The 18,097-nt window shown below is 69.0% G+C and carries 17 protein-coding genes, 1 pseudogene and 1 riboswitch; of the genes and pseudogenes, 8 read left to right on the plus strand and 10 right to left on the minus strand.

Annotated elements, in window-relative coordinates; all coding sequences use genetic code 11:
• The 3 genes and pseudogenes from ACK5F2_RS06560 to ACK5F2_RS06570 all read right to left on the minus strand — a co-directional run.
• A pseudogene (locus ACK5F2_RS06560) lies at positions 1–281 on the minus strand (transporter); the annotation flags it as partial.
• Between the two features lie 87 nt (positions 282–368).
• Positions 369–734 (minus strand): hypothetical protein, encoded by a 366-nt coding sequence (locus tag ACK5F2_RS06565; RefSeq protein WP_409863643.1) that lies wholly within the window; start codon positions 732–734, stop codon positions 369–371.
• A gap of 50 nt (positions 735–784) precedes the next feature.
• On the minus strand, positions 785–3,064 hold the full coding sequence (locus ACK5F2_RS06570; protein ID WP_409863644.1) for a heavy metal translocating P-type ATPase: 2,280 nt from the start codon (positions 3,062–3,064) through the stop codon (positions 785–787).
• A gap of 57 nt (positions 3,065–3,121) precedes the next feature.
• Between ACK5F2_RS06570 and ACK5F2_RS06575 the strand changes: the two genes are divergently transcribed.
• Positions 3,122–3,562, plus strand: coding sequence for a Cd(II)/Pb(II)-responsive transcriptional regulator (locus tag ACK5F2_RS06575; RefSeq protein ID WP_409863666.1), 441 nt, complete (start codon positions 3,122–3,124; stop codon positions 3,560–3,562).
• A gap of 49 nt (positions 3,563–3,611) precedes the next feature.
• Here the strand turns inward: ACK5F2_RS06575 and ACK5F2_RS06580 are convergent, their stop codons facing one another.
• A complete protein-coding gene (locus tag ACK5F2_RS06580) occupies positions 3,612–4,388 on the minus strand; it encodes a hypothetical protein (protein ID WP_409863645.1) in 777 nt (258 codons plus the stop codon).
• Between the two features lie 10 nt (positions 4,389–4,398).
• Positions 4,399–4,863, minus strand: coding sequence for an ABA4-like family protein (locus tag ACK5F2_RS06585; RefSeq protein WP_409863647.1), 465 nt, complete (start codon positions 4,861–4,863; stop codon positions 4,399–4,401).
• 82 nt (positions 4,864–4,945) lie between these two features.
• Here ACK5F2_RS06585 and ACK5F2_RS06590 point away from each other — a divergent pair, with 82 nt between their 5' ends.
• The 3 genes from ACK5F2_RS06590 (at position 4,946) to ACK5F2_RS06600 (ending at position 8,052) form a co-directional block, all read left to right on the plus strand.
• Complete coding sequence (locus ACK5F2_RS06590; protein WP_409863648.1) at positions 4,946–5,617, plus strand: TetR/AcrR family transcriptional regulator; 672 nt, start codon at positions 4,946–4,948, stop codon at positions 5,615–5,617.
• Positions 5,618–5,650: 33 nt separating this feature from the next.
• Complete coding sequence (locus ACK5F2_RS06595; RefSeq protein ID WP_409863649.1) at positions 5,651–6,727, plus strand: MBL fold metallo-hydrolase; 1,077 nt, start codon at positions 5,651–5,653, stop codon at positions 6,725–6,727.
• Between the two features lie 185 nt (positions 6,728–6,912).
• Entirely contained in the window at positions 6,913–8,052 is a 1,140-nt protein-coding gene (locus ACK5F2_RS06600) for an HD-GYP domain-containing protein (RefSeq protein ID WP_409863651.1), read from the plus strand.
• 21 nt (positions 8,053–8,073) lie between these two features.
• Here ACK5F2_RS06600 and ACK5F2_RS06605 read toward each other — a convergent pair whose 3' ends face one another.
• The gene (locus tag ACK5F2_RS06605) at positions 8,074–9,645 is read right to left on the minus strand and encodes a methyl-accepting chemotaxis protein (RefSeq protein WP_409863652.1); all 1,572 of its coding nucleotides are present in this window, start codon (positions 9,643–9,645) and stop codon (positions 8,074–8,076) included.
• Positions 9,646–9,876: 231 nt separating this feature from the next.
• Positions 9,877–9,977: riboswitch (cyclic di-GMP riboswitch) on the plus strand.
• Between the two features lie 158 nt (positions 9,978–10,135).
• Between ACK5F2_RS06605 and ACK5F2_RS06610 the strand changes: the two genes are divergently transcribed.
• A complete protein-coding gene (locus ACK5F2_RS06610) occupies positions 10,136–11,677 on the plus strand; it encodes a methyl-accepting chemotaxis protein (RefSeq protein ID WP_409863654.1) in 1,542 nt (513 codons plus the stop codon).
• A 95-nt stretch (positions 11,678–11,772) separates the two neighbouring features.
• Positions 11,773–13,428 carry a 2,3-bisphosphoglycerate-independent phosphoglycerate mutase gene (gene gpmI, locus ACK5F2_RS06615; protein WP_409863656.1) on the plus strand — a complete coding sequence of 552 codons (1,656 nt, stop codon included), beginning with the start codon at positions 11,773–11,775 and terminating at the stop codon, positions 13,426–13,428.
• 16 nt (positions 13,429–13,444) lie between these two features.
• On the opposite strand, the gene ACK5F2_RS06620 is transcribed toward gpmI, so the two are convergent.
• Both ACK5F2_RS06620 and ACK5F2_RS06625 read right to left on the minus strand, forming a co-directional pair.
• Complete coding sequence (locus tag ACK5F2_RS06620; protein WP_409863657.1) at positions 13,445–14,275, minus strand: pirin family protein; 831 nt, start codon at positions 14,273–14,275, stop codon at positions 13,445–13,447.
• A gap of 47 nt (positions 14,276–14,322) precedes the next feature.
• Positions 14,323–15,087, minus strand: a complete 765-nt coding sequence (locus ACK5F2_RS06625; protein WP_409863659.1) for an isochorismatase family protein — start codon at positions 15,085–15,087, stop codon at positions 14,323–14,325.
• A gap of 106 nt (positions 15,088–15,193) precedes the next feature.
• Here ACK5F2_RS06625 and ACK5F2_RS06630 point away from each other — a divergent pair, with 106 nt between their 5' ends.
• Positions 15,194–16,108 carry a LysR family transcriptional regulator gene (locus ACK5F2_RS06630; protein ID WP_409863660.1) on the plus strand — a complete coding sequence of 305 codons (915 nt, stop codon included), beginning with the start codon at positions 15,194–15,196 and terminating at the stop codon, positions 16,106–16,108.
• 29 nt (positions 16,109–16,137) lie between these two features.
• Here ACK5F2_RS06630 and ACK5F2_RS06635 read toward each other — a convergent pair whose 3' ends face one another.
• Positions 16,138–17,124 carry a GlxA family transcriptional regulator gene (locus ACK5F2_RS06635; protein ID WP_409863662.1) on the minus strand — a complete coding sequence of 329 codons (987 nt, stop codon included), beginning with the start codon at positions 17,122–17,124 and terminating at the stop codon, positions 16,138–16,140.
• Positions 17,125–17,212: 88 nt separating this feature from the next.
• Between ACK5F2_RS06635 and ACK5F2_RS06640 the strand changes: the two genes are divergently transcribed.
• Positions 17,213–17,842: a hypothetical protein gene (locus tag ACK5F2_RS06640; RefSeq protein ID WP_409863663.1), complete on the plus strand. Its 630-nt coding sequence runs from the start codon at positions 17,213–17,215 to the stop codon at positions 17,840–17,842.
• A 29-nt stretch (positions 17,843–17,871) separates the two neighbouring features.
• Here the strand turns inward: ACK5F2_RS06640 and ACK5F2_RS06645 are convergent.
• Positions 17,872–18,097, minus strand: a 226-nt coding sequence (locus ACK5F2_RS06645) for an endonuclease/exonuclease/phosphatase family protein (RefSeq protein ID WP_409863664.1), incomplete at its 5' end; no start/stop codon positions are given.

An 18,097-nucleotide genomic window follows, 5' to 3' on the forward strand; every position in this document is an offset into this window, starting at 1 on the left:
CTGTTGCGGCCCAGAGAGCGGGCGCTGGCCAGGCTCAGTTCCAGGGTGGGGGGCTCGGCGCTCCAGCGCCGCGCGGCCTGGCCCTGCTGCCGGGCGGCTTCGCGCAGGGTGGGGGCGCTCAGGGCTTCGGCCTGGCGGGCCCAGGCGGCCTCGAAGGCCTGGGCCAGGGTGATGGGGGGCGTGTCCGCCTGGGCCAGGGCCCCGGCGCTCAGCAGCGCCAGGCCGGCCAAACCGGTACGACCGCTCAGACGGCGCAGGCCCGTCCGGAATCTTGTCAACATGAAAAGCACAGCCTTCTCTCAGCGCCGGGCACGGCAGGCCCGGCGGCGGGATGGATGGGCACGGTCCGGCAGGCGGACCGTGGCGTCTCAATCGCGGGCGAGAAGCGGGCTGTGGGGCGGTCGGATCAGGCGCTCGGGCAGGCCGGCGGTGATGGAGCGCTGGTAGGGCGTGGCCACGTGTGCGGCCAGCAGGGGGGGCTGGGGATCGAGCCGCGGCATCAGCAGGGCGGGCGTGCCGAGATGGCAGCTGGGGCAGTCCAGGTCCTGCTCGTTCGGGCCGGCCTCCTCATCACCCTGGTGCTGATGCACGTGGTGGCCGAAATGCGGGCTGGGCAGGCTGCCGTCCGCCGTGGCCACGATCTCCTCATGCTGGCAGACGCTGGCCGCGGCCGCCCAGGTCCACTGGAGCGGCAGCAGGGCAAGCATCAGGATCAGGACCAGACGGCGCAGCATGATGGGGGCGGAGTGTAGCGGCGGGGAATGACGGCGTGGCGGCTGCGGGATTACGCCGCCGTCATCTGCGGCCGGGGCGCGCGCCAGCGCAGCAGGCGCAGGCCGTTGAGCACCACCAGGGCGCTGGCGCCGGCATCGGCAAACACCGCCAGCCACAGCGAGCCCAGGCCGAAGAGGGTGAGCAGCAGCACCGCGGCCTTGATGCCCAGCGCCAGCGCGATGTTCTGCCACAGCACGGCCGCGCTGTGGCGCGAGAGCGCGATGAACTCGGGCAGGCGGCGCAGATCGTCCTGCATCAGGGCCACATCGGCGGCCTCGATGGCGATGGCCGTGCCGCCCGCGCCCATGGCGATGCCGATGTCGGCGCGGGCCAGGGCGGGCGCGTCGTTGATGCCGTCGCCCACCATGGCCACGGGGCCCGGCAGCTGGGCGATGGCGGCCAGCTTGTCCTCGGGCAGCAGGCCGCCGCGCACCTCGCCGCCGGCCACATCCAGGCCCACGGCACGACCCACGGCCGCCGCGGCGCCGGGGTTGTCGCCCGAGAGCATCACGCAGCGCAGGCCCAGGGCGTGCAGCTGGCGGATGACCTCGGCGCTGTGCGGACGCGGCGGGTCGGCCACGGCCAGCAGGGCCACGGGCAGGCCTTCGCGGGCCAGCACATTGACGGTCTGGCCCTGGGCCTCCAGGCGCTCGCGCTCGGCCCCGCCATCGGGCAGGCCGCGCTCGCGCATCAGGCGCGCGCTGCCCAGCAGCCAGGTCTGGCCCTGGATGCGGCCGGCCAGGCCGCGGCCGGCCAGGGATTCAAAGCCCTCCACCGCCAGCAGGGGCAGGGCCTGGGCCTGGTCCTCATGCGCCGCCACGATGGCGGCCGAGGCCGGGTGGGTGGAGAGCGCGGCCAGGGAGGCAGCAATATGCAAGACCTGGCCCCGCTCCAGCGCGGGCTCCAGCGCCAGGGCCTCGCTCAGCACCGGCCGGCCCTCGGTCAGGGTGCCGGTCTTGTCCAGGGCGATGGTCTTCAGATGCCGGCCCTGCTCCAGATAGAGCCCGCCCTTGATCAAGAGGCCGCGGCGCGCGGCGGCGGTCAGGCCGCTGACGATGGTGACCGGGGTGGAGATCACCAGGGCGCAGGGGCAGGCGATCACCAGCAGCACCAGGGCGCGGTAGAACCAGGTGCTCCAGTCCTGACCGGCCATCAAGAGGGGCGGCAGCAGGGCCAGGGCCACGGCGCCCAGCACCACGATGGGCGTGTAGATGCGGGCAAAGCGGTCCACAAAGCGCTGGGTGGGCGCGCGCTGGCCCTGGGCCTGCTGCACGGCCTCGGCCATGCGGTCCAGCAAGGTCTGACCCTTGGCGGCGGTGACCTCCATCTCGAGCAGGCCGGCCTGGTTGACGCTGCCGGCCAGCAGCAGGTCACCCGGGCCCTTGGCCACGGGCAGGCTTTCGCCGCTGATGGCGGCCTCGTCCACGCTGGACTCGCCGCTGAGCACGCGGCCATCCAGCGCCACCCGCTCGCCCGGGCGCAGGCGCAGGCGCGCGCCCAGGGGAATGTTCGCCGCCTCGCGCACAAGCCACTGGCCGTCGGCCTGCAGCATCAGGGCGCTCTCCGGCGCCAATTCGGCCAGGGCCTGGATGGCCTTGCGCGCGCGCTCCAGGCTCAGGGCCTCCAGCATCTCGGCCAGGCCGAAGAGCCAGACCACCATGGCGGCCTCGGGCCACTGGCCCAGGATGATGGCGCCGATGACGGCCAGGCTCATCAGCAGATGGATATTGAGCTGCAGATGGCGCAGGGCGATCAGGCCCTTGCGCAGCGTGGGCAGGCCGCCCAGCAGCAGGGTGGCCAGCACCAGGGCGATGACCGCGGGATGGCGGTCGCCCCAGCCGGCAAAGGCCAGGGCCTCGGCACCCACGGCGGCCACGCCGGCCAGGCCCATCATCCAGCGCTGGCGGCGCGAGACGGCGGGCGCGGGGGCCGGGGGCTGGGCGGCAGCCTCCAGCGCCTTGGCCTGCATGCCGGTGGCTTCAATGGCGCGCAGCAGGGGGGCCTCGTCGCTGAGGTTGTGATCCACGCTCAGCACCCGGCCCATCAGGTCGAAATGCAGGGCGCTCACGCCTTGCAGGGGGGCCAGGGCCTGGCGCAGCAGGGCTTCCTCGGTGGGGCAGTCCATGCCGGCGATGTGCAGCCGGCTGCGGCGCTGGCCCGCGGCGGCTGCAGGCGGTGGTGGCGGCGCGCTGGCGGTGGCTGCGGCTTGGGTGGGGTGCTCATGGCCGCCGCAGCAGGCGGAGGCCGGGGCGGCCAGGGTGTCGTGGGCGTGGTGGTGTTGATGAGCCATGGCCTCATTGCACAGTCTGTAGCAACTCCAGAGTCAAGCTATGCTCGGATCATCATGATGCGAATCGGCGCCTTGTCCCAGGCCACCGGGGTGGACATCGAAACCATACGCTTTTACGAGAAAAGCGGCCTGCTGCCCGCGCCCGCGCGCAGCGAGAACGGCTACCGCGCCTACACCCAGCAGCATCTGGAGCGCCTGGCCTTCATCCGCCACTGCCGGGCGCTGGACATGTCCCTGGCCGATGTGGCCCTGCTGCTGGAGAGCCTGCAGACCACGGACGCGAGCCGCCTGGCCGAGGTCGATGCCCTGGTGGCGGCCCAGCTGACCAAGGTGCGCGCCCGCCTGGCCAGCATGCAGGCCCTGGAAAAGCAGCTGGTGGCCCTGCGCGCGCGCTGCGACGCCGACCATGCCCACCATGGCTGCGGCATCCTGGAGGAGCTGGTGGCCGCCGCCCATGGCGAGGCCTGTGCCTGCCACGGTCAAGGCAGTCCCGCATAAGCCACGCTCCCGCAAGGCGCCGTACGGCCGCCCTCGCGACACGCGGTGTTCAGGTGCCGGACAGACCCAGCGCGACCAGCCCGGCAAAGCCGGCCGTGTAGGCGCTGGCGCAGGCCCAGACCCAGCCGCGCTGCGGCCACAGCAGGCCCAGCAGCGGCAGCAGCTGGGCCGCGTGGATGCCGAGGAAGTGTGCCGGCCGCAAATCGCCGCCGGACAGTACCCAGCCCAGCAGCGGCAGGCCTCCCTCGGGGGGCTGGCGCGGGCCGAGCAGCGTGCCCGCGCTGGCCCCGAGGGCGAAGGTCAGCACCAGGCCCAGCAGCATGGCCAGTCGCAAGGCGGGCGGCTGGCGCGGATCCGGGTGACGCCACAGCAGCCAGGCCAGCCAGGGCTGGGTGGCGGTCAGCAGCAGCGCACCGAGGCCCATCAGCGTGTACATCAGCCCGTGGAAGGCATCGCCGGTGTTGTAGTGCGAGGCCTGGCCCAGGGCCGCCTGCAGCGTGATGTAAATGAACTCGAAGCTGGCGGTCGCGATCAGCAGTGCCACGAGGGCGCTCAGCGTCCGGCCCTGGCGCTGCGCGGCCGGCAGGTGGCCGGCGAACCAGGCCGTGGTCCAGGCCAGCAGGGAGATGGACAGGGCGAACTTGATCGGCTTGATCCAGACGTTCGCCCCGCGCAGCTCACGCGCATCGAGGCTCCAGGCCAGGGCCATCGGCAGCACCAGGGCCAGCAGCAGGGCACCGTAGAGCGCCAGCCGGCGCTCGCGCCGCAGCAGTTCGCGCCACCAGCTCGGTCCGGCGGTCGACGGGATCAGGGTCAGGGCTTGCATCCGTGGCTCCTCAAGCAGGCTGTGCAGGGGTGGGTTCGGGACGGCGCGGCCAGCCGGCGCGCAAGAGCGCATAGGCCAGCAGGCCGGCCGGGCCGAACAGAAAGGTCAGTGCCAGCAGCGGCAGCAGCAGCAGGTGGTGCACACCCATCGCGCCGCAGCGCTCGGCGATCCAGCGGCCGACGAAGAGGTCGAAGGCCAGGTAGTGCAACCAGCCGGCTGCCAGCAGGGCGGGCTGGTCCAGCAGGCGGCGCACGGCCGCCAGCGAGTCGTAGCCGCCATCGCCCATGCCGTTCTGAAGGAACAGCGCCACATAGGCCAGGGCCAGCAGGCCGGGGATGAGCCGGCCGCTGATCCAGCGGGCGCGGGTCGTCCAGCGCGCACCCTGCGGCGACAGCGCCAGCAGCAGCCAGCCCAGCATCGCGAGGCGGCTGCCGTAGTTGAAGACGGTGTCGGGTTCGAGCAGGGGGATGAGCATGGATTTATCTAAACATTGTTCAGATGCAGTCTCGACTATGATTTGAACGCTGTCAAGTTCCCCTCCTTCTTTTCCTTCTTTCATGCCCGCCTCGCCCCCGAAACCTCCACGCGCCCGCAGCGCTGCGCCGCGAGACGCTTACCACCACGGCGCGCTGCGCGAAGCCCTGCTTGAGGCGGCCGAGGGCCTGCTGGCCGAGCGCGGCCTGGAGGGCTTTTCGCTGCGCGAGGTGGCACGCCGCTCGGGCGTGTCCCCGGCCGCACCGGCCCATCACTTCGGCGATGCTCATGGCCTGCTGACCGCGGTGGCGATCCAGGCTTTTGACGGACTGCGCGAGGCGCTGGAGGCCGGCAATGCGCGCGGCGGCGACGACCCGATCGCGCGGCTGCGCGAGCAGGGCCTGGGCTACGTGGGTTTTGCCCTGCGCTACCCGGGTCGTTTCGGGCTGATGTTCCGCTGCGAGGACAACCATGACGCGCAGCTGCGGCAGAGCGGCCGGGCGGCCTATGGCGTGCTGGAGGACGGCATGCGGGCGCTGTACCGGCTGCCGTCGCAGGCGCCACTGTCCGCGACGCAGCTGCAGGGCCTGCTGGCCGTGTGGTCCGTGGTTCACGGCTTTGCCCACCTGCAGCTGGCCCATCAGCTGGACGATGCGCTGCAGGGCGCACCCCGCGAGGCGGTGCTGCGCAATACCCTGGCACCGCTGCTGGAGCAGCAGCTGCGAGGCCTGGCCGCCGATCTGCCGCAGGGCTAAAGTGAGGGCCTCAGCCCTTGTTCCTGCCCCGCCATGCTTATCTTCCGCCAGCTCTTCGACCCCACCTCATCCACCTACACCTACCTGCTTGGCGATGCCGGCGAGGCGGTGCTGATCGACCCGGTGATCGAGCAGGAGCGGCGCGATCTGGCCCTCTTGCGCGAGCTGGGCCTGCGCCTGGTGGCCACGCTGGACACCCATGTGCATGCCGATCATGTGACGGCGGCCTGGCGCCTGAAGCAGCGCAGCGGCAGCGCCATCCTGCTCTCGGCCGCGGCCGGCGCCGAGAACGCCGACCGCCTGCTGAGCCAGGGCGACAAGGTGGCTTTTGGCGGGCGCTATCTGGAAGTGCGCGCCACGCCGGGCCACACCAATGGCTGCCTGAGCTATGTGCTGGATGATCACAGCATGGCCTTCACCGGCGACGCCCTCTTGATCCGCGGCTGTGGCCGCACCGACTTCCAGCAGGGCAGTGCGTCCCAGCTCTACCGCTCGGTGCGGGAGCAGATCCTGAGCCTGCCGCCGGCCTGCCTGCTCTATCCGGGCCATGACTACCGCGGCCTCACCGTCACCAGCGTGGCCGAGGAGCTGCGCTACAACCCGCGCCTGGGTGGCGATGCCAGCGAGGCTGACTTCAGCGGCTATATGAACCATCTGGGCCTGCCTCACCCCAAGCAGATGGCCATCGCCGTGCCGGCCAATCTGCGCTGCGGCCGCCCCGAGCAGGAGCAGGCCGAGGCCGGCGAGCCCGACTGGGCGCCGCTGGAGCTGAGCTTTGGCGGCATCTGGGAGATCAGCCCTGCCACCCTGGTGGAGCGCCTGTCTCCCACGGCCGGTCTGCAGCTGCTGGATGTGCGTGAGCCCGAGGAGTTCGAGGACGCCCTGGGCCATCTGCCCGGCGCGCGCCTGCTGCCCCTGGGTGAGCTCGGTGCGCGCATCGTCGAGCTGGACGCGAGCCGCCCTATCGTCACCATCTGCCGCTCCGGCGCCCGCTCGGCCCAGGCCACGGTGCTCCTGCGCAAGGCCGGCCTGGAGCGCGTGGCCAATCTGCGCGGCGGCATGCTGCGCTGGCGCGCGGAAGGGCTGCCCGTAGAGGGCGGGCGCGACTGAGCTTGTCCGAAACGGCTGCGCAGGGCTGCGGCGGGCGAATAGCGGCTCTGGTGGTGTGCCAAGTGGCCGCTGGACGGTCTGTTTGTCAAGTTGGCGTCCGCGTAACCGATGTAGAGTGAGAAGCACTCCAGACCCGCAGCACAGCGGGCGCCCATCCCTTTTCCGCTCCCGCTCCTGCGCCTGTCATGCGTGTCTGTTCGCTTGCCTCCGTCAAGAATCGCATCGTGCTGGGCGAGCCGCTGCCTTTCAGCGTCCGTGATGCCGGCCGCATGCTGCTGCTCGCAAGAGGGCAGGTGATCGCCGACGATGCACAGCTCGCCGAGCTGTTCCAGCGCGGCGCTTTGGTGGAGGTGGAGGAGCTGGCGCGTGCCATGCAGCAGCCGGTGCGCAGCAAGCGGCCGACGCGCCGCTCGGCGGCCGAACTGCCTGCCGCCTGGGAGCAGGCCGGCGGGGATGTGCGGCGCGCCTTGGGGACGCGGTCGGATCAGCTGGCCGCAGCGGTGCGCAGCAGCACCGATCTGCTGATGTCCCTGATCGACAGCGCGCCCAATGTGGCGCTTGCGCAGGTGGTGCGCCAGCCCGAGGGTGGTGGGGGGCACTATGGGGTGGATCACTCCATTCATGCGGCCACGGCCTGCCACGCGGCGGCGCGCTATCTGGGCTGGGATGCGGCGGCCCAGCGCCGCGCCTTCCAGGCGGCACTGACCATGAACCTGGGCATGCTGGACCTGCAGGCCAAGCTGGCCACCCAGGTCTCGCCGCTCACGGCGCTGCAGCGCGAACAGATCCATCAGCACCCCATACGCAGCGCCGAGATGCTCGCCGAGGCCGGTATCGAGGACGCCGACTGGCTGGAGGCCGTGATCCAGCACCATGAGGTGAGCGGCGGCTCGGGCTATCCGCGCAAGCTCAGCGATGTGGGCGAGCTGGCCGAGATGCTGCGCTATGCCGATGTCTATACCGCCCGCCTGAGCGCCCGGTCCAACCGGCCCGCCATGAGCGCCCAGCAGGCCGGACGCGAGCTGCACCAGATGGCCGAGACCAGCCCCCTGGCGGCGGCGGTGATCAAGGCCTTCGGCATCTTCCCGCCGGGCAGCGTGGTGCGGCTGGCCTCGGGCGAGCTGGGGCTGGTGGTGGGCGTGGGCGACAAGGCCCACCAGCCGCGCGTGGCCGCGCTGACCAATGCGGCCGGCGAGCCGCGCCTGAGCCCGCAGCTGCGCGACAGTGCGCGCGATGACTACGCCATCGTGGCCCTGCTGCCGGCGCAGGCGCTGCCCATGCGTCTGTCCGAGGAGCAGGTCGCCGCGCTGGTGGGCAGCCCCTGAGGGGGCCGCCCGGCAGCTCATTCAGCCCAGCTTGAAGGTCGACACGGCCTCGGCCAGACGCTGTGCCTGATCCCGCATGGACTGTGCGGCCGCGGCCGACTGTTCCACCAGCGCAGCGTTCTGCTGGGTCATCTGGTCGAGCTGGGTCACCGCCTGATTGACCTGCTGGATGCCGTCGCGCTGCTCGCTGGAGGCCGCGGCGATCTCGCCGATCAGGTCGGAGACCCGGCGCACGCTGGCCACGATGTCCTGCATGGCCTGGCCGGTCTGCTCCACCAGGGTGGCGCCCTGTTCCACATTGCCCACCGAGGTGCCGATCAGGCTCTTGATCTCCTTGGCCGCCTCGGCGCTGCGCTGGGCCAGATTGCGCACCTCGCCGGCCACCACGGCAAAGCCGCGGCCCTGTTCGCCGGCACGCGCCGCTTCCACCGCCGCGTTCAGCGCCAGGATATTGGTCTGGAAGGCAATGCCGTCGATCACGCCGATGATGTCGGCGATCTTGCGCGAGCTCTGGGTGATGCTGTCCATGCTCCGCACCACCTGCTCCACCACCTGGCCGCCGCGCAGCGCGGCCTCGGCGGCCGAAACGGCCAGCTGGTTGGCCTGGCGTGCGGTATCGGCCGACTGGGCGATGGTGCCGCTCATCTGCTCCATGGAGCTGGCCGTCTGCTGCAGATTGGAGGCGGTCTGCTCGGTGCGTGCCGACAGGTCGTGATTGCCCTGCGCAATCTCGCCGGCGGCCGTGCTGATGGAGTCGGTGGCCCCGCGCACCTGGCCCACGGTCTGGCGCAGCGAGTCCACCATGGCCTGCAGCCGGCCCATCAGGCTGGGGTCATTCGGGTCGGCAATGCGCAGATTCAGATCGCCCTGGGCCACGGCCTGCATGGCGGCAATCGCCTGGGCGGGCTCGCCGCCCAGCTGGCGCAGCACGCCCCGCATGATGGCCAGGCCGATCAGGCCCACCGCCAGCACACCCAGCAGGCCGACCCCCAGCGACTGCAGCACGGCGCGCCAGACCTCGGCCATCACATCGTCCATATAGAGGCCCGAGCCCACCATCCAGCCCCAGCCCTCGACCTGGATCACGTACTGCAGCTTGGGCAGGGCTTCGGTGCCGCCAGGGCGCGGGAAATAGGTGTCCACGAAGGCGCGGCCGCTGGCGCCGCTGCTGCGCAGGCCGGCCGCCATGTCCTTGAGGGTGTAGCGGCCCTGCCCGTCCTTGATCTTGTCGGCCATGTTCTTGCCGGCCCATTCGGGCTTGACGGGGTGAGCCACGCTCACGCCATCCAGGGTCCAGGCATAGAAGTACTCGGCCCGGCTGTCCTTGCCGCCGAAGCGCGCACCCAGCACCGCCTCGCGCGCCGCGGCCTGGGCGGCATCCTGTGCCAGCTTGCCGTCCACGGCGAGCTTGCGGTAGTGCATCACGGTGTTGTGCACCGACTCGACGGCCGCCTTGAGCACCTCGCTGCGCTGCTCCATCACCGACTGATAGGACTTGGCGGCGTTGTAGCCCACGATGGCCAGAATGCCCAGCACGGCACTGGCAATCAGCAGGCCGATGCGACGCCTGAAACTCCAAGCGCTTGCGTTCATGACTTGTCTCCTTGGGTGGTGGGCCTTTGCGGCCCTGGCTTGTTGCGGTCCCAACTCAGCTTATAGGGCGCTTTGCGCCCTTTGCCGAGTGGGCGCTGTGTTTAGGCCACAGTCGCCGGCCCAGTCCCTTCCTGCCCGGTGTGGAGCATTTCACGCCGCTGGCTGGTCATGGAATGGTGGGGCTCGGCCTTTGAGTGTGTGTCGATCTGTGTCAATGACAATTCGCGCCCACATGCTCAATGGCACACCCGCTTGAAAGACGGGGTCGCAAAGCTTCCGGTCTACCGTTCGACTGTTTTGTGCAGGCGGATCACGACAGCGGGGTTGCCGGCCGGCCAGGTCGTCATCAGCCCATGCGGCCCGCGCAGCTTCGGACCTTCGCCCCGGTTTCTTGACAGCGCCCCGCCCTCTCTGAGTTCCTGAACGGCCTGCCCCGGCGATGCTTTGCCCGGAGCGGCCTTGGCCTGCCTTTGCTGATCCCACGGACCCCATGCCCCTGAAGTCGCACGTGACACAGCGCGAGTACCCGCTGCCCGACAACTGCACCCTGATGTCGACCACCGACACCCGCAGCCATGTGAGCTATGCCAATGACGCCTTCGTGGCGGCCAGCGGCTTCAGCCGCGAGGAGCTCAGGGGCCAGCCCCACAATCTGGTGCGCCATCCCGATATGCCGGCCGAGGCCTTTGCCGATATGTGGGCCACCATCAAGGGCGGCGAGCCCTGGACGGCCCTGGTGAAGAACCGCCGCAAGGATGGTGATCACTACTGGGTGCGCGCCAATGCGGTGCCGGTGGTGCGCGAGGGGCGCCACACCGGCTATCTCTCGGTGCGCACCAAGCCCTCGCGCGAGGAAGTGGACGCGGCCGAGGCCCTGTACCGCGAGATGCGCGAGGGGCGGGCCACCGGCATCCGCCTGCACAAGGGCGTGCTGCTGAAGCGGGGCTGGAAGGCCGTGTTCACCCTGGGCAAGACGATCTCGGTGCGCAGCCGCATCCGCCTGAACATGCTGGCACTGTGGCTGGGCCTGAGCCTGGCGGGCGGCCTGCTAGGCGGCCCGGCTCAGCTGGCGAGCTTTGCCGCCGTGGGCGGCTTGGCGGCCCTGCTCATGTCCCTGCTGCTGGAGCGCCAGCTGGCGCGGCCCCTGGAGCTGCTGCGCGAACAGGCCCTGGCCGTGGCCAGCGGCGCCAGCCGCGAGGTGCTGCGCATGGACCGCGTGGACGAGATCGGCATGACCCTGCGCAGCGTTGGCCAGCTGGGCCTGATGTTCCGCTGGCTGGTGGACGATGTGAGCCAGCAGGCGCAGAGCGTGCAGACCGCGGCCACCGAGATCTCGGTGGGCAATCAGGACCTGAGCGTGCGCACCGAGCAGTCGGCCGCCAGCGTGGAGGAGACGGCCGCCTCCATGGAGCAGCTGGGCGCCACGGTTCGCAACAATGCCGAGACGGCGGCCCAGGCCACCCAGATCTCCGGGGTGTCGCGCGAGTCGGCAGCCCAGGGCGGCAGCGTGGTGGCCCAGGTGGTGGCCACCATGGGCGAGATCTCGGCCGGCTCCCGCAAGATGGCCGACATCATCGGCGTGATCGACGAGATCGCCTTCCAGACCAATATCCTGGCGCTCAACGCCGCCGTGGAAGCGGCCCGCGCCGGCGAGCAGGGCCGCGGTTTTGCCGTGGTGGCCAGCGAGGTGCGCATGCTGGCGCAGCGCTGTGCCGAGGCGGCGCGCGAGGTCAAGGTGCTGATCGGCAGCAGTGTGGAGCGGGTGGAGGTGGGCACGGCCCTGGCCGACCGGGCCGGCAAGTCCATGGAGGACATCGTGGCCCAGGTGCGACGGGTCTCGGATCTGATCGGCGAGATCAGCGCGGCCACCCGCGAGCAGTCGCAGGGCATTGCGCAGGTGGGCACGGCCATGGGGCATCTGGACCAGGTGACCCAGCAGAACGCCGCCCTGGTGGAGCAGAGCGCCGCGGCCTCGCAGAGCCTGCGCCAGCAGGCCGAGCTGCTGGCCGATGCGATCGGCGTGTTCCGCTGAGTTACCGGCGCGCGGCGCCCCGCGGCCTGGCCCTGGGTCAGAATGGCGGCTGTTCACATGCGGTGAACCGCAAGCTCATTCCCCAGGCAAATTCCATGCTGCAAACCCTTCAAGCCCTTTCCGAGACCCGCGCCGCCATTGGCCCCGTCGTGCTCATCGTGATGGACGGCTACGGCCTGTCCAAGACCGGCGCGGGCAGCGCCATTGACGCCGCCAACAAGCCCACGCTGGACCGCCTCTTCGCCAGCTACCCGCATGTGCAGCTGCGCGCCCATGGCCGGGCGGTGGGCATGCCCTCGGACGATGACATGGGCAACTCCGAGGTGGGCCACAACGCCCTGGGTGCCGGTCAGGTCTATGCCCAGGGCGCGGCCCTGGTGGCCAACTCGATTGCCTCGGGCGAGCTCTGGCAGGGTCAGGCCTGGCAGGAGATCGTGGCCGCGGCCAAGGCCGGCACGGGGCGCATCCACTTCATGGGTCTGCTGTCTGATGGCAATGTGCACAGCCATATCGACCACCTCAAGGCCATGGTGCTGCGCGCCAAGCAGGAGGGCATCCGCTCGGTGCGCGTGCATGCCCTGATCGACGGCCGGGATGTGCCCGAGACCAGCGCCCTGGACTATGTCCTGCCCTTCGAGTCCCTGCTGGCCGAGCTGAGCACGGACGGCTTTGACGCCCGCATTGCCTCGGGCGGCGGCCGCCAGACCATCACCATGGACCGCTATGACGCCAACTGGCCCATGGTGGAGCGCGGCTGGAAGACCCATGTGCTGGGCCAGGGCCAGCAGTTCGCCTCGGCCGCGGCGGCCATCGAGGGCTTGCGCGCCCAGCACCCGGGCGTGATCGACCAGGACCTGCCCGAGTTCGTGATCGCCGAGAACGGCCGCCCCGTGGGCACCATCGAGGATGGCGACGCGGTGGTGCTCTTCAACTTCCGCGGTGACCGGGCGCTGGAGATCACCCGCGCCTTCGAGGAGGGCGCTGGCTTCGACAAGTTCGAGCGTCAGCGCTGCCCCAAGGTGGTGTTTGCCGGCATGCTGCAGTACGACGGCGATCTGAAGCTGCCCGCGCGTTTTCTGGTGGCGCCGCCCGCCATCAAGAACACCTCGGGCGAGTGGTTCAGCAAGATGGGCATCAGCCAGTTCGCCTGTTCCGAGACCCAGAAGTTCGGCCATGTGACCTACTTCTGGAACGGCAACCGCTCGGGCAAGTTCGAGGGTGAGACTTATCTGGAAGTGCCCAGCGATGTGGTTCCCTTCGAGCAGCGCCCCTGGATGAAGGCCGCCGAAATCACCGATGCGATGGTCGCCGCCCTGGAGAGCGGCCAGCACAAGCTGCTGCGCTGCAACTTCGCCAACGGCGATATGGTGGGCCATACCGGCAACTTCCGCGCTGCCACCATGTCCATCGAAGCCGTGGACCTTGCCCTGGGGCGCTTGCTCAAGGCCGTGGACGCCGCCGGTGGCGTGGCCCTGATCACGGCCGACCACGGCAATGCCGACGAGATGTTCGAGCTGGACAAGAAGACCGGCCAGCCCGCGCTCAACAAGGACGGCAGCCCCAAGGCCAAGACCGCGCACACGCTCAACCCGGTGCCCCTGATCCTGTACCAGAACATCCCGGGCCTGAAGCTGGGCCTGAAGCAGACGCCCGAAGCCGGCCTGTCCAATGTGGCGGCCACCACGGCGAATCTGCTGGGCTATGACAAGCATCCCGACTGGGATGAAAGCTTGCTGACCCTTCAGGGTTGAGGGCAGGCAGCAGACCTCACAGCTGACCAGCCTGTACAAGTTCGCGGCCTAGCTGCCGTATGCGGTGTTGAGACCGGATCAGAGACTTCGGATTGGTGTGCACGGAGCTACCGCCGAGCACCAGAGGGAACTCGTGCCGCCTGGCTGTGCCTATCAGCACGGCGGCAGGTCCGGAGCTCTTGACCCGGATGCTGCCTGCGCCTCCAAGCACCAGCAATTCACCGCGGCTAGCGCGAACCCCTGCAATCGTGGCCTGTCCTTCGAAGAGACAGGCCCAGCAGACATCGTGTTCGGAGGGGACGTCCACGTGGTATTCGGTGGCGTTTCGCAGTTCCAGTACCCCGCAGAACATGTCCTGGTGCGCGGGAATGCTGCTGCCGCTGCTGCCGTAGCGTCCGAGCAGCACACGCATCTGTCCATCGGGCAAGGCCTGCAGCGGGACGGCAGCAGGGGGGATGTACAGGCCCACAGCCGTGGCTTCTTCGATCTCAGGTGGCATGGCCACCCAGAGTTGTATGCCTCGCGCCAATCCTTGCCCCAACAGATGTCCGCGATGCCATGCACCGCCGCCTGCGTTCATCCACTCCACGCCGCCAGCGGGCAGAACGCCGCTTTGTCCGGTGGTGTCGTGATAGCGCACGTCCGTGTGGGGCTGCCAAGTCAGGGTTGCCAGGCCCGAGTGCGGGTGCATGCCGAAGCCAAAACCAGTTTGGACTCGACCTTCGAAGTAGTCGAGAAAAATGAAGGGCTTGAGCTTCTCGCCCAGAACGTAGGGGTCGATCAGGCGCGTGATGGAGCCCTGTGACTGGCCCCGTGTGCGCGACAGCAGGTGTCTGAAGCTGGTCATGATGTTGTGCCGGTCCCCGTGGCCAAGCCGCAGGGACCGGGGACCTCTCAGCGCAGATTGCCCTTGCCGAAGGCCTGGAACACGCCCTCGCGCTCAAAGGCCTTGAAGAAGCCCGCCGAGGCAGGGTTCTTGTAGTTGCCCAGCAGGCTGGTGATCATGGGCGTGACGGTCATCAGATCGATGCCGGCCTTGCCGAGCAGCTCGCGGCAGTTCTGCGCCGCAATGCGCGTGCAGGCAGCCGAGATGTCCATCAGGGCCACCACGTTGAAGCCATCGGCCTTGGCCGACAGGGCTGGCGGCACCAGGCAGACGTCGGTGGTCAAGCCGCCCATGATCAGGTTCTTCTTGCCGGTGGCCCGCACGGCCTTGACGAAGGCCGTATCGTCCCAGGCGTTGATCACGCCGGTGCGTTGGACGCGGGCCTCGTATTCCTGGGGCAGCAGGGTCTTGAACTCAGGCAGCAGGGGGCCTTGAGCTTCATTTTCCAGGCTGCTGGTCAGCACCACGGGCATGCCGGCCGACTTGGCAAAGCCGGCCATCACGCGCACCCACATCTTGAGCTGTTGGCGCTCTTCGTCGTTGGCCAGTTCGCCGGCCCAGCCGATGGTGCCGACCTGGTGGTCAATCAGCACGACGGCGGTGTTGTCGATCTTGCAGGCGGCGTGTCCTTGCATCATGGGCAGGTCCTTGCTGTTGCGGGCGGGTTTCGAGGGGGCAGCGTTGGCTGGCGCCGAGCCGACGGCCAGGCCGCCCAGTGCGGCCATGGCACCGGCGCTGCCGGCCATGAAGTGGCGTCTGTCTTGGGAGTTCATGGGTGCTTTTGTGAGGTGGGTGATCTTGACGAGCGGCAGTCTAGATTCGTGCAAAATCAAGATAAATAGATTTAAGAAAACTTAATATTTCATTTTTGGAATAGTCGTGGAGCCCAATCTCAGCGATATCGCGCTCTTCGTGGAGGTGGTGAACACGCGCAGCTTCTCGCGCGCTGCCGAGCGTCTGGACCTGCCCGCCTCGACGTTGTCACGCCGCATTGCCAAGCTGGAGACAGCCATCGGCAGTCGGCTGCTGAACCGCACGACCCGCCGTGTGGAGCTCACCGAGATGGGCTCGGCCTACTACGCCCGTTGCTCACCGCTGGTCGAGGAGGCCCGGCAGGCGCATGCGGATCTGGCCGTGCTGCAGGACCGGGTGAGCGGTGTGCTGCGTCTGAGCTGCACGCCAGAGTTCGCCAGCCTGTACCTGCCAGAGCCGCTGTTGGCCTTCACGCGGCGTCATGCCGATGTGGGGGTGGAGCTGGATCTGAGTGCGCGCTATGCCGATCTGTTCAGCGAGCAGCTTGATGCCGCCATACGCCTGGGCCCCACGACCGAGGCCAGCCTGGTGACCCGGCGCCTGGGACAGCTGGGCCGGGCGCTGTATGCCTCGCCGGATTACCTCGCGGGCAAGCCACGCCCGCAGGAGCCGCAAGATCTTGCAGACCACCTGCTCGTCGGCCTGCGCCGCAGCCTGGCCCAGCCGCAGTGGCACTTGCAGCGGCGCGAGGCCGAGGTGTCGTCGTCGTCGTTGTCCGTGCCCGTGCAGGCTCGTTTTGTGGCGGGCAGCATGGGCATGCAGCGGGAGTTGGTCCTGCGTGGGGCCGGCATTGCCGCCCTGGATGAGCTGCTGGTCGCGCCCGATGTCGCGGCCGGGCGCTTGCTGCCGGTACTGCCCGCGTGGCGGCTCAGGCCCGTGCCGGTGTATCTGGTGACGGTCTCGCGTCTGATGCCGGCCCGGCTGCGTCAGTTCCTGCCCTTGCTGGAAGCACAGCTGAGAGGCGAGCCGCTGCCGATCTGAAGGGCGGTGTCAGCCGCTCATGGCACGGCCTACTGGCTCATGATGTCGGCACGGATTCGCTGCTGGCTGCGCCAATGCTGTGGCGTCATGCCGGTGTGCTGCTTGAAGTGCTTGCGCATCGAGACGCTCGACCCCAGGCCGACTTTCGCGGCGATGGCGTCGAGGCCCAGATCGCTTTCCGACAAGAGCTGCCGGGCTCGCTGCAGCCGGTTCTGCAGCAGCCAGTCTCCCAGGCTCAGCCCGGTGATCTGGCGAAACTGCCTTGTGAAGGTGCGGCGGCTCATATGTACCGCAGCGGCGCAGCTCTCCAGTGAATGCGCCTCGGCGAGTCGGAACTGCAGCACACCGAGCAAGGCGCTGACACGTTCCTGGCGACTCGTGGCGGGCAGGGGCAGTTCAAGGCGCTGGACCTGGCTGCCAATGCGATGGGGCGCACTCACAAGGCGCTCGCCCACTCGCGCCGCGACGCCGTGGCCCAGCCTTTGGCCCAATAGATGCAGGCAACAGTCAAGCGCCGCCGCGGTGCCGGCGGAAGTGAGAACGCGCTCATCTTCCACATAAAGCACATCGGACGTCAGCTCCACGCTGGGGTGCAAGCGCTGCAGATCCTGGGCGTGAGCCCAGTGTGTGGTGGCTTGACGGCCATCCAGCAAGCCTGCCTGGGCCAGCACGAAGGCGCCGAGGCACAGGCCCAGCATCAGGCTGCCTCCCGCGTGCGCCTTTTGCAGGGCCTCCAGCACGGCCGCGGGTGCCGCGAGGTCCGGTGCGGGCCAGCTCGGCACGATCACGATGTCGGCCCCCTTCAGGGCCTCCAGCCCATGAGCCACTCGAATGTCGAAGCCGTTGGGGGTCTTGAGCAGGCCGGGCACTTGCGCGCAGACCTTGAAGTCGATGCGTGGCATGCCGGGATGAGCTTCGCCAAACACCACACAGGGCGCGGCGAGGTGGAAGGGGCTGATGCCTTCAAAGGCGATAACAGCCACCGAGAGAGGGGCGTAGGACGTGGAAGAGGCCATCACGGAAGGGCTGCGAGGCTGTGTTTGGCCTGATGCTAGCGATGTTTGGCCCAACCGGCCCTGGTTGGGGCCCGGCGAAGTCTGGAACATGTTGCTTCTACTGAACGCGGTGGAAGATCCCCGCGTTCAGTCTCTCAGCATAGCCTTCGAGCCTTTCATGTCGCCCCTTGAGATCAAGACCCGCCGCCCGCTTGTCGAATCCCTGCTTGCGCCTTACGCCAGCCAGATCGGCCCCGATCTGCCGGGTTATCGCAACCATGTCTATCGATGCATCAGCTATGCGATGCATTTCCTGGATGGAAATCCCGCGCATGAGAGACTGGTGGAGACAGCCTTCGTCTACCACGACATCGGCTTGTGGACCGACCGCGAGTTGGCCTATCTCGAACCCTCGGAAGCTGCGGCGCTGGCAGACAACCAGCGCCTGGGTTGGGGCTTGGATCCAGTGCTGCTGAGGAACACCATTCACTGGCACCACAAGATCCGACCCTATCGCGGGCCGCATGCGCAAGTGGTCGAGGCCTGCCGCAAGGCGGACTGGATCGATGCCTCGAAGGGCCTGCTGCGCAAGGGTTTGGCCCGATCGGACATTGCTGCCGTGGAAGCCGCGTTTCCAAATCTCGGCTTCCACGACACCTTGCTACGTCTGGCCCGGGACTATGGCGGCTCCACGCTACGCGGCGGCCTCAAGGTGATGCGTGGCATCGTCAAGTGGTGAGGGGCGGGCCCTGGGCTGCGGGCTGTGACTCAGAGCTTGAAGTCGTAGTCCACCGTCAGCGGTGCATGGTCGCTGAACTTCTGGTCCTTGTAGATCGCCGCGCGCTGCGCCAGCGCGGCCAGCTTGGGCGTGGCGAAGTGGTAGTCCAGGCGCCAGCCCACGTTCTTGGCGTAGGCCTGGCCGCGGTTGCTCCACCATGTGTAGCAGGCGTCCGTGGTGTCGGGGTGCAGCTGGCGGTACACATCCACCAGACCG

Source organism: Roseateles sp. (genome assembly GCF_046300915.1).
In the GTDB taxonomy this organism is placed as follows: domain Bacteria; phylum Pseudomonadota; class Gammaproteobacteria; order Burkholderiales; family Burkholderiaceae_C; genus Kinneretia.

Bases quoted from the DNA above. Each gene is read 5' to 3' on its own strand.
- ACK5F2_RS06565 (WP_409863643.1), bottom strand. From the start codon at position 734: ATGCTGCGCCGTCTGGTCCTGATCCTGATGCTTGCCCTGCTGCCGCTC.
- ACK5F2_RS06570 (WP_409863644.1), bottom strand. From the start codon at position 3,064: ATGGCTCATCAACACCACCACGCCCACGACACCCTGGCCGCCCCGGCC.
- ACK5F2_RS06575 (WP_409863666.1), top strand. From the start codon at position 3,122: ATGCGAATCGGCGCCTTGTCCCAGGCCACCGGGGTGGACATCGAAACC.
- ACK5F2_RS06580 (WP_409863645.1), bottom strand. From the start codon at position 4,388: ATGCAAGCCCTGACCCTGATCCCGTCGACCGCCGGACCGAGCTGGTGG.
- ACK5F2_RS06585 (WP_409863647.1), bottom strand. From the start codon at position 4,863: ATGCTCATCCCCCTGCTCGAACCCGACACCGTCTTCAACTACGGCAGC.
- ACK5F2_RS06590 (WP_409863648.1), top strand. From the start codon at position 4,946: ATGCCCGCCTCGCCCCCGAAACCTCCACGCGCCCGCAGCGCTGCGCCG.
- ACK5F2_RS06595 (WP_409863649.1), top strand. From the start codon at position 5,651: ATGCTTATCTTCCGCCAGCTCTTCGACCCCACCTCATCCACCTACACC.
- ACK5F2_RS06600 (WP_409863651.1), top strand. From the start codon at position 6,913: ATGCGTGTCTGTTCGCTTGCCTCCGTCAAGAATCGCATCGTGCTGGGC.
- ACK5F2_RS06605 (WP_409863652.1), bottom strand. From the start codon at position 9,645: ATGAACGCAAGCGCTTGGAGTTTCAGGCGTCGCATCGGCCTGCTGATT.
- ACK5F2_RS06610 (WP_409863654.1), top strand. From the start codon at position 10,136: ATGCCCCTGAAGTCGCACGTGACACAGCGCGAGTACCCGCTGCCCGAC.
- gpmI (WP_409863656.1), top strand. From the start codon at position 11,773: ATGCTGCAAACCCTTCAAGCCCTTTCCGAGACCCGCGCCGCCATTGGC.
- ACK5F2_RS06620 (WP_409863657.1), bottom strand. From the start codon at position 14,275: ATGACCAGCTTCAGACACCTGCTGTCGCGCACACGGGGCCAGTCACAG.
- ACK5F2_RS06625 (WP_409863659.1), bottom strand. From the start codon at position 15,087: ATGAACTCCCAAGACAGACGCCACTTCATGGCCGGCAGCGCCGGTGCC.
- ACK5F2_RS06635 (WP_409863662.1), bottom strand. From the start codon at position 17,124: ATGGCCTCTTCCACGTCCTACGCCCCTCTCTCGGTGGCTGTTATCGCC.
- ACK5F2_RS06640 (WP_409863663.1), top strand. From the start codon at position 17,213: ATGTTGCTTCTACTGAACGCGGTGGAAGATCCCCGCGTTCAGTCTCTC.